The sequence below is a fragment of the Geomonas sp. genome, assembly GCF_035254065.1.
GTDB lineage: Bacteria > Desulfobacterota > Desulfuromonadia > Geobacterales > Geobacteraceae > Geomonas.
In genome coordinates this window covers 1-9618 of the sequence record NZ_DATFBA010000339.1, presented here as the reverse complement: position 1 = coordinate 9618, position 9618 = coordinate 1, and the positions used below count along the sequence as shown (strand labels likewise).

The following is a 9618-nucleotide window of genomic DNA, read 5'->3' as shown; positions in this document are numbered from 1 at the left end:
CTAGATATAATTATTTGCAAATAATATGTCTGTGTAATTGCCTTTCGCATATGGGATGATATTACTTATGCCAGTTAGTTTAGCCTCACTAGCTATCTCTCATTCCTGAAACCACGGCTTGAGAGTGCGTTGCATCTGTTGCAAACAAAACTAAGGCCAAACCCCGGGCGACCGGGGGACGGAAAGCCAACGGGACTGTTTGGGATGTCGTAATGTGATGGGCTGCAGTTTCGCTCATTAGAGTGAATACCTGGATTGCAGGATTCTCAGTCGGCCGGGTTGCCGAGTTCGCCCCTCGTGATGGGCGTAGACTCCGCATGCCCGGCCGTTTGTGTTTCATCCATCCAGAAGTATCCGAAGCCAGGACCGCAGAGGGCCTGAGCAGAAGCGATAGGTGGCCCGGACGAAGAGATCGCGACGAAACTGTTAGTGGCATGTTCCAAGTGTGGCACTACACCCTCCGCACGGAGAGAAAGGAGGATCAGATGAAAAAGAAAGCGAAATATGCAGCTCCGAAAGTCGTTGGCAGTGCCATTGTTCATCCCTGCTGAAGGGATATCGGTTATGGGGGGACACCGGGTACCGAGCTCGGTGTCTCACTATCTAGAAACAACGATGATGGATTTAAACATCATCGATAAAATGACATCTCTCGAATTTCACTACAACTAGCCGCAAAGAGGCCCGACCATCCTGAGTAACCAGGGAGGCACCGATGAAAACGGCAAAAATGATGCTTCTTTTTTCTCTCTGCCTGATTTTCAATGTGTGGACGGTAAACATGGCAGAAGCCGCAAACGGCACCTTGACGTTCACCTACAAGTATCAGGACCCTGCAACGGGTGCGATAAGCCCCGTTTCTGCGGCCTTTGTCTACTTGCATAGCTCCGCGAAGCCGCCTCCGATGGAGAAGTACTTTGCTATGGCAGACCAGATCCTGTGGGGATCGTACGGAAACGGCAACTACCAGGTGTCGATCCCTGAGGGGACCTGGTACGTTCGCATCAACCAGCGGCTAGACCCCACCAAACGAAACTCGTTAGGGTCGAAGGGGCCGCCGAGAACGGGGGATTTTTCCTGGATCTCAGGTGTTCCCATTACCATCAAAGCGGGCCAGACGGTGCCGCTCGGCACCATTTACGCCACTCCATTCAACGGAGCGTCGACAACCCTTACCGGTACCGTCAAGAACGCCAGTGGCGCGCCTTTGTCAGGTTACTACGTTCGAGTGCAGACGGAACCGTGCGTATTCAATACGAACTGTTCCAACGATGCAGCCTATTGCGAGGAATTTACCAACCAGTGTGGACCGGCTAAGTACATGTCGCTGGCTACCGACGCCACCGGCGCGTTTTCGGTCAAGCTGAGAGATCCCGGCACGTATTACGTCTATACGAGCAACTGTTTTCCTGACGGCAATCCCGGTTGTTCTGGGTATTGTGCTCCTGCCTGCGTGGGGTATGCCTACCCAACTCCGATTACGGTACAAAGGGGAGACACCAAGACGGTGAACATCGTTGCCCATTAAAGGCAACCTCGGCAGAGGACCAGGTCAGAGGGGGCTCGCATGAAAACAGCGATAGCGTTTGCCCTTATCCTTTCGGCAGCCACAGCGGCAGCCGAAACGAAGATCATAGAATATCCAGACCATTACTACGCGGAGTCGACCGGTACCCCAGTGGCGAAGCCTGCGTCCTCTGCTGACACTATCGCCGCTCCTGTCAGTGCACCGCCGGTCGTCGACCATCAAAAGACCACCGCTCGCCGAACGGCAGGGCCGGTCACGAATTTCGAGATGCCAGCGCAGTCGATCGATCCAGCCGAAGCGCGAACCCAGATCAACAACGAACTGCAGCGACTGCAGCAGCAACGGAGCGAACTGCTGTCCCCCCAGACAGGAGAGTCGGCGGAGTTGGCTGCCGCTCGGCAAAACAGGGCGGCAGGTGTCCTCAGGAAGATCAACAGGCTGTCGTCGGATTTGCTGAAAACGCACCCCTAGCGAGGGGACACTACATACCTCACATGCGGCCTGCGCCTGCGGCACGGTCATAACGGCAATCAGAATGCTCTTTGCCGATCTCCCGCTGGCGCAGGTCATGACCCTGATGGTGTTCTCGCCTCCGTTGAGCCTATCCACCTGTCTCGCACGCTGAACCACTCCACGCCACCCTCACCGCCACGCATCCCGGGCGGTGAGGGTGAAATAATTAAATATTACCTAGTTGTTTTTTAGGTAATACGGTGATATTTCTTATCCCTGTTAGTTAAGAATCACTCGTCATGCCTTGTCCCGTAGTGGCCGACTTGTGCTGTCGGCGTGGTAGCCCTGTTTCGTGCAGTTAAACGTGTGGCACGACTAGCTCCGCATGGAGAGAAAGGAGGGACCGATGAAGAAGAAAGCCTATGTAGCTCCGAAGGTCGTGGGCAGTGCCGATGTCCATCCCTGCTGATGGGATACCGTTTGGGGGGACACCGGGTACCGAGCCCGGTGTCTCTCCATCCCACAAGCAACCAATGACGGAACGGTAGGGCATCCATACCATGAAATGCTCCAGTTTCTCGAAACCCACAGCAAAGGCTCCTGATCATTGCGAGTTAACAGGGGGGACTGATGAAAACGGCAAGAATGATGGTTCTTTTTTCTCTTTGCCTGATCTTGAATGTATGGACCGTGAACATGGCGGAAGCCGGAAACGGCACCTTGATTTTCACCTACAAGTACCAGGACCCCGCGACCGGTGTGATAACCGCCGTCCCCTCGGCTTTTATCTACCTGCATGACGCAGCAAAGCCGCCTCCGATGGAGAAGTACTTTTCCATGGCCGATCACATCCTGTGGGGATCGTTCGGAAACGGCAACTATCAGGTGAGCATCCCTGAGGGGACCTGGTTCATCCGCATCAACGAACGGGCAGACGTTACCAAGCGGACTTCGACGGAAGCGAAGGGGCCGCCGAGGGTGGGGGATTTCACCTGGATCCCGACCGCCCCGATCACCATCAAGGCAGGCCAGACGATAAACCTCGGCACCATTTATGCCACTTCCTTCAACGCATCGCCGACCACCTTGACCGGTACGGTTAAAACCGCGAGTGGCGCTCCTCTGGCAGGGTACTACGTTCGGGTGCAGACCGAACCGTGCGTATTCAACACGAACTGTTCCGACAGTGCGAGCTATTGCGAAGAGTTCACCAACCAGTGCGGTCCTGCCAAATACATGTCGCTGGCTACCGACGCTTCCGGCGTGTTTTCGGTAAAGCTGAGAGATCCCGGCACCTATTACGTCTATGCGACGAGCTGTTTCCCCGATGGCAATCCCGGTTGTGGCGGGTGGTGTGCCCCGGCCTGTGTTGGGTACCCGTACCCGACCCCGATCACGGTACAAAAGGGAGACAGCAAGACGATCAACATCACTGCCAATTGATCGGACAGCTCAGCAGAGGACCAGTCACAGGGGGCTCCAATGAAAACGGCGATAGTGCTTGCCCTTATCCTTTCGGCAGCCACAGCCGCGGCGGAAACCAGCATCATAGAATATCCAGACCACTACTACGCCGAGTCCACCGGAAGCCCGGTGGCAAATCCTGCGTCCTCTGCTGACCGTATTGCTACTTCTGCCAGCGCACCGCCGAGCGTGGATCCACAAACGACCGCGTCTCCACGCCAGGCGGTGCCTGCCACTAACTTCGACATCGCAGCGAAGTCGATGGATCCCGCTGAAGTGGGGACCCAGATCAGTAACGAGATTCAGCGGCTGCAAAAGCAACGTAGCGAACTCCTCGCCCCCCAGGCAGGGGCGTCGTCGGAGCAGGCCGCGCTCCGGCAGGAGCGGGCCGCCGGCGCCCTCAGAAAGCTGAACCGGTTGTCCTCTGAACTGCTGAAAATACCGCAACCCTAGCTGCGACAGAAACAGGCTCCAGCCTGCTCGACGGCGGGTGACCTCCGGCGCCTGCCGTATCAACTCTGCCGGCGCAGCTGCCCACTGCTGCACGACGCTCCCCGAAGTCACGCCACCTCCCTTGCTACCCAAGCTCAACACAGACGATCTACGCCTGCACGGTGGCTACGGCCGCCGATTGGCCTCCTGCCGCGATTGCCGTCGTGCTATCCTGTGCTTAGCTGGAAAGTGGGCCGTCACGGGTGGGTTTTGTGCCATGAGCAAAGGATCGGAAACAGTCTCCTCGCTAGCGGAGTATCGCAGGAAGCGTGATTTCAGCCGCACCCCGGAGCCTTCGGGGGGCCGGGGCGGGGACGAGAACATCTTCGTCGTGCAGAAACATGCCGCCTCCCACCTGCATTACGACTTCCGCCTCCGCCTGCACGGCGCCCTGAAGAGCTGGGCCCTCAGCAAGGGACCCTCGCTCGACCCGGGCCAGCACCGGCTCGCCAGCGAGACCGAAGATCATCCCCTGGAGTATGCCGGCTTCGAGGGGGTCATTCCGGCCGGCAACTACGGCGCCGGCACCGTGCTGGTCTGGGACCGGGGCACTTGGGAGCCCCTGGAGGGGGGGAAGAGCGACTACTACCGGGGGCGCCTGCACTTCCTGTTGCACGGACAACGACTGAAAGGGAGATGGTTGCTGATCCGGGCGCAGGAGGGGGACCGCAAGTGGCTGCTGACCAAGGAGCCGGACGAGTTCGCCACCCAGCAGGACGTGCTGGCGGCGGAGACCAGCGTGGTCAGCGGGCGGACCCTGGAGGAGATCGCCGCCGACCGGGACCGGCTGTGGACCAGCGACCGGGGAGAGGTTCCCGGCCTGGAACCGGTAGGGTTCGGTCATCCGCCGGGAGGCTCTCTCCCCGGCCTGATCGTTCCCCAGTCGGCCACCCTGGTCGCCGAGGTCCCTCAGGGGGAAGCTTGGCTCCACGAGATCAAGTACGACGGCTACCGGATGGTCTGCCGGATCGGCGCCGATGGGAGAGGTGTCCGCTTCTATACCCGTAAAGGGTACGATTTCACCGACCGTCTCCCCACGCTGGCACGGGCGATGGCCAGGCTGCCGGTGAGACAGGCTTGGCTGGACGGCGAGATTGTGGTCTTCACCCCGCAGGGACGTTCCGATTTCCACGCCCTGCAGAACGCCTTCAAGCACGGAAGCGACCGCGGCGTGGTCTACCTGGTCTTCGACCTGATGAACTACGAGGGGTATGACCTGCGCGCCGCACCGCTGTCGGAAAGAAAGGCGCTGCTTGCCGAACTGATCCCCCCGATGGAAGAAGTCCGTTACGTGGATCACCTGGCCGGAAGGGGCGGGGAGTTCTACGGCGCCGTCTGCCGCCAGCAACTGGAGGGGGTGTTATCCAAGCGGCTCGACAGCGAGTACCAGTCGCAGCGCTCCAAGGAGTGGCTGAAGGTGAAGTGCGCCCAGCGGCAGGAATTCGTGGTGGGGGGCTATACCGAGTCCGGCGCCGGCCGCCCCTTCGGGTCCTTGCTGGCCGGCTACTACGATGACCAGGGAGAGCTGGTCTTCGTCGGGAAGATCAAGACCGGCTACAGCATCTCCTCCAGCAAAGCCCTGCTGGAGACTCTCAGCCGCTATGAACAGCCGAAGCCTCCCTTCGTCAATCCCCCGTCCGGGGCGGAATACCGTAACCCGCACTGGTTGCGGCCGGAACTGGTGGCGGAGGTGGCTTTTGGCGAGATCTCCGGCTCCGGGCTGTTGCGGCACGCCTCCTTCAAGGGCCTTCGCGAGGACAAGGACGCCCGTGAGGTGCGCGTGGAGCTGCCGGGAGGAACAGAATCGCCGGTAGAAGTGAGGCAGAAGCAACCTCCCGTCTTCCCGCACGAACGGATCACCAGAGACGAGACCCTGGCCTACTACACCCGCGTCGCCAGCTACATGCTTCCCTACATCGCCGACCGCCCCCTCACCCTGATCTCCTGCCGGACCAACATCTACGCCTGCAAGTTCACCAAGCACGCAACCAACCTGCCGCCGCCGGTAAAGGCGATAGATGCCGGCCACGAGGAGCGCTACATCGCGGTCGACTCGCCGGAGGGGCTCGAGACCCTGGTCCGGGCAGGGGTGGTGGAGATCCACGGCTGGCAGTCGCGCTACACGAATCTGGAGCGCCCGGACAGGTTGCTCTTCGACCTGGACCCGCCGCAGGATGAGCCGCTGCCTTGGGAGCGCCTTGCGGAGGGGGCGCTCCTGCTGAAGATCCATCTACAGGAGTACGGCCTGGAGAGCTACCTGCAGACCACCGGCGGCAAGGGGTACTACCTGGTGGTCCCCCTGCAGCCCGTTTCGGACTGGAAGCAGACCACCCCCTTCACCAAGCGGGTGGCCAGGGAGATGGAGGCGAAGTATCCGGACCGCTTCACGGCCAAACTCGCCAAGGAGGAGAGGGGAGGGCGCATCTTCGTCGACTGGATGCGTAACGGCAGGGGGGCCAACGCCGCGGAGCCGTATTCCCTGAGGGGACGGCCCGGCGCGCCCATCGCCACTCCCATCACCTGGCAGGAGCTGGTGGCGGGCATCCGGCCGGACAGCTTCCACCTGCGCGACATCGAGGCGCGGCTGGCGGCGCTCAAGGAAGATCCCTGGCCGGAATATTTCGAGCTGAGGCAGCGGTTGCCGTGATGAGGTGCCCGGGGTGGAGGGCTGAACAGCCAGATGCAATCCCCCCTGTCCCCCCTTTATCAAGGGGGGGGCGTGTAGCGGGGAGGCACGTGCTCCTGCGAAACTCTCGCTGTTAGGTCCCCTCCCCTTCAAGGGACAGGGTTAGGATGGGGGTAGGGTAGGGGACTGGCTCCGTCAGGTGCCTGTCCCCCTGTCCGACTCGTCCCGCCCACTGTACAGGGACAGGGAGAGGGTGGGGGTAGTATCCGGTAACGAAAAAAAGGGCCCGGCTTCTGCCGGACCCTTTCCATGGCGTCTGGGAAAGATGTTGTTAGAACAGCCTGAGGACTGCCTGGGATGCCTGAGAGGACATCTGCAGGGAGGTGGTGCCCAGGGACTGGCGGGTCTGCAGCATCAGCATGTTGGCCCCTTCCTGGTTCATGTCGGCCAAGGTCAGGTTGTCCGCGCCGGTCTGCAGGGTGTTGATCATGCTGTCGGTGAAGGACTGGCGGGTGGTGATGATGTTCATGTTGGCCGCCAGGGTCTGGGTGTTGGTCCTCAGCGTGGTGACCGCGGAGTCCATCTTGGCCGAGTCGGAGGTGATGTCCGAGGTGGTCTGCCAGTTGTTGCTGGCGCCGGTCAGGCTGAGGCCCGAAGAGCTGGCCAGGAAGCCGACCACGTTCAGCTGAGACGAGGCGCTCTCGTTGAAGTTGACGGTCAGGGTGTTGGTCGAGCTGAGCAGGTTGAGACCCTGGTAGCCGGAGTCAGACGACAGGTTGTCGATCTGGCTGCGTATGGTGTCGTACTGGGCTGCCAGCTTGGACTGCACGTTGGTATCGCTGGTGGAAAGGGCGGACTGTGCAATACCCTTTGCTGCGCTGATCAGGCCGGTGATGGCGGATATACCTGCGTTCGCCGCGTTGACCGTCTGTACCGCCTCGGACATGCCGTCCTTGCGGTCGGAGAGGTCGCCTGCTCTCTGGTTGGCATTCTGGGCCGCGAAATAGTTGGTCGGGTTGTCCAGTGCACTGTTTACCGCTTTACCCGAAGACAGCCTCTGCTGCGTTCTGTTCAGGAGCTGGTTCGTGTTCTGCAGGTTCATCAGGTTGGTTCTCATTCCGGCGGTGAGAGAGATATCGCTTACTGACATTGTACTTCTCCTTTCTTGGTCTTTTCCGGCTATTCTTGCCGGAGGTTGGAGTTTCGCCCGTGCTGCTGTGAATTACCCATGCTTGATCCAGTTAAACATGCCCCCTTGCACAGTAACTTCCCCCCATGCAAGCTGATTCAGAGTCTGTTCTGGACTCTCATGCGCAACTGACAATCATTCCGGTAGCTGATGAGAGTGATTATCGCCAGCGGCAGGGAAAACTTTAGAATATTTTCCCAGCATGAAATATTGTTACTATTTAATTGTAAACAGTGGATAAATCTTGGCCGAGGGTGTGAAGATGTTAATAATGGTTAATTTGATACAGTGGGAGGGGCTTTCTACGGCCGCATCAGTCAGCGAATGGCAGCAAAGGTTCCTGGGAAAAGGGGGGAGGATGCGCGCAAAGACGCGGCGCCAGGAGCCAACATCTGCTGTGAAAAGGTTTGACTTTTCACTCTAAATCTGGTTTAAGTCGACGTAGTAATATCTCTCAGTGCCATCTGGTGACAGTAGAGATATATCCTTGATTCAGGCAATGGTCATTTAAAACAGTTCAATCGATATCGATAATACTAAACCATCCGCGAGGATGGGACGGAAAGCCTAAAGGGTCTCACGTAGACAGCCGGGTTGCCGAAATATCTCACATGGATAGCGGCTGCCCTTTTTTTGTGTCCAGTTCTAATGAAGATTGCCCGATTTGTTGGGACTCGCCCCTCGCTGCCGCCGTTTTCGGCGTCTGGGGACGGCGCCCGCAGGAGTTCCCAGACGCATGAATGAAATGGCCCCCTTGGACCACATGGCCTTGAAGCTGATCGGCGGCGCCCTGACCCGTCTGGGTGACCCGCAACGGGACGAGGACCGCCTCGATCTGCTCAAGGTGGCCATTGACTGTCTGCCGATCAGGACCGGGATAACCATCACCGACGTGCGGGGAGTGATCATCTACGTGAACGCCGTGCAGGCCATCATGCATGGCTACGCCACCAGCGAGCTGCTGGGGATGGATGTCCGCCTGCTCTCCCCGGGCTGCCCCGACAGCCCCTTCCCGCAGGTGGCCCATCCGGAAACCTCCTTTTGGAACCGCGAGTGCCTGAACCTCCGCAAGAGCGGGGGGAAGTTCCCGGTGCTGCTCAGCTCGATCCCGGTCCGCAACAGCGAAGGGAGATGCATCGGCGTGGTCACCGCCTGCGAGGACATCACCGGCCGCAAGATCACCGAAAAGCAGATCGAGCAGCTTGCCCACTACGACACCCTGACCCAGCTTCCCAACCGGGCGCTGTTCATGGGGCGGCTTCAGCAGGCCATCTCTTCCTCCCGCCGGGAGCAGAAAAGTCTGGCACTTCTGGTGTTGGACCTGGACAACTTCAAGGATCTCAACGACACCCGGGGGCACGACTTCGGCGACAAGCTTCTGCAGGAGGTGGCTGGCCGCCTGAGCGGGTCGCTGCCGGAAGCCCATTGCCTGGCCAGGGCCGGTGGCGACGAGTTCGTGGTCATGCTCGGTTCGGCTGGCGAGGAGCAGGCGGCGGTGGTCGCCGAACGGGTGCAGGAGCTCTTCTGCCGTCCGTTCGTCATCGACGGGCTGCAGTTCTACAGCAGCACCAGCATCGGCATCGCCCTCTACCCCGGTGACGGCGCGGACGTGGAAACCCTCTTGCGCTGCGCCGACGCCGCCATGTACCACGCCAAGAACGAGGGGAAATCCAACTACCAGTTCTTCTCCCGGGAGATCAGCAACCGGATCGTACGCCGGGTGGCCCTGGAGAACAGCATCCGCCAAGGCATCGCCAACGGGGAGTTCTTCCTGCACTACCAGCCGCAGTGGGACCTGGCAATGGACCGGCTGATCGGGGTGGAGGCCCTCTTGAGGTGGCAGAGCCCGGAGTTCGGCTCGGTGTC

Annotated in this window: 7 protein-coding genes and 2 riboswitches; of the genes, 6 read left to right on the top strand and 1 reads right to left on the bottom strand. The window is 59.7% G+C overall.

The genetic code is table 11. From position 1 onward, the window contains the following. Positions 1–145 precede the first annotated feature (145 nt). Positions 146–287: riboswitch (cyclic di-GMP riboswitch) on the top strand. Between the two features lie 428 nt (positions 288–715). The 5 genes from VJ604_RS15695 (at position 716) to ligD (ending at position 6584) form a co-directional block, all read left to right on the top strand. Further along, on the top strand, positions 716–1528 hold the full coding sequence (locus VJ604_RS15695; RefSeq protein ID WP_324084137.1) for a carboxypeptidase-like regulatory domain-containing protein: 813 nt from the start codon (positions 716–718) through the stop codon (positions 1526–1528). Between the two features lie 39 nt (positions 1529–1567). Beyond that, a complete protein-coding gene (locus VJ604_RS15690; protein ID WP_324084135.1) occupies positions 1568–1999 on the top strand; it encodes a hypothetical protein in 432 nt (143 codons plus the stop codon). Positions 2000–2611: 612 nt separating this feature from the next. Next, complete coding sequence (locus VJ604_RS15685) at positions 2612–3424, top strand: carboxypeptidase-like regulatory domain-containing protein (protein ID WP_324084133.1); 813 nt, start codon at positions 2612–2614, stop codon at positions 3422–3424. 39 nt (positions 3425–3463) lie between these two features. Continuing rightward, the gene (locus VJ604_RS15680) at positions 3464–3898 is read left to right on the top strand and encodes a hypothetical protein (RefSeq protein WP_324084131.1); all 435 of its coding nucleotides are present in this window, start codon (positions 3464–3466) and stop codon (positions 3896–3898) included. Between the two features lie 256 nt (positions 3899–4154). Beyond that, positions 4155–6584, top strand: a complete 2430-nt coding sequence (ligD, locus tag VJ604_RS15675; protein ID WP_324084130.1) for a DNA ligase D — start codon at positions 4155–4157, stop codon at positions 6582–6584. Positions 6585–6894: 310 nt separating this feature from the next. Here the strand turns inward: ligD and VJ604_RS15670 are convergent, their stop codons facing one another. Continuing rightward, positions 6895–7713 carry a flagellin N-terminal helical domain-containing protein gene (locus tag VJ604_RS15670; RefSeq protein ID WP_324084127.1) on the bottom strand — a complete coding sequence of 273 codons (819 nt, stop codon included), beginning with the start codon at positions 7711–7713 and terminating at the stop codon, positions 6895–6897. A 564-nt stretch (positions 7714–8277) separates the two neighbouring features. After that, a riboswitch (cyclic di-GMP riboswitch) is annotated at positions 8278–8354 on the top strand. A 134-nt stretch (positions 8355–8488) separates the two neighbouring features. On the opposite strand from VJ604_RS15670, the gene VJ604_RS15665 reads away from it, so the two are divergent. Continuing rightward, a partial coding sequence (locus VJ604_RS15665; protein ID WP_324084125.1) for a putative bifunctional diguanylate cyclase/phosphodiesterase occupies positions 8489–9618 on the top strand: 1130 nt, incomplete at its 3' end.

Coding starts and splice junctions, on each gene's coding strand:
- VJ604_RS15685 (WP_324084133.1), top strand. CDS start 2,612: ATGAAAACGGCAAGAATGATGGTTCTTTTTTCTCTTTGCCTGATCTTG.
- VJ604_RS15695 (WP_324084137.1), top strand. CDS start 716: ATGAAAACGGCAAAAATGATGCTTCTTTTTTCTCTCTGCCTGATTTTC.
- ligD (WP_324084130.1), top strand. CDS start 4,155: ATGAGCAAAGGATCGGAAACAGTCTCCTCGCTAGCGGAGTATCGCAGG.
- VJ604_RS15690 (WP_324084135.1), top strand. CDS start 1,568: ATGAAAACAGCGATAGCGTTTGCCCTTATCCTTTCGGCAGCCACAGCG.
- VJ604_RS15670 (WP_324084127.1), bottom strand. CDS start 7,713: ATGTCAGTAAGCGATATCTCTCTCACCGCCGGAATGAGAACCAACCTG.
- VJ604_RS15680 (WP_324084131.1), top strand. CDS start 3,464: ATGAAAACGGCGATAGTGCTTGCCCTTATCCTTTCGGCAGCCACAGCC.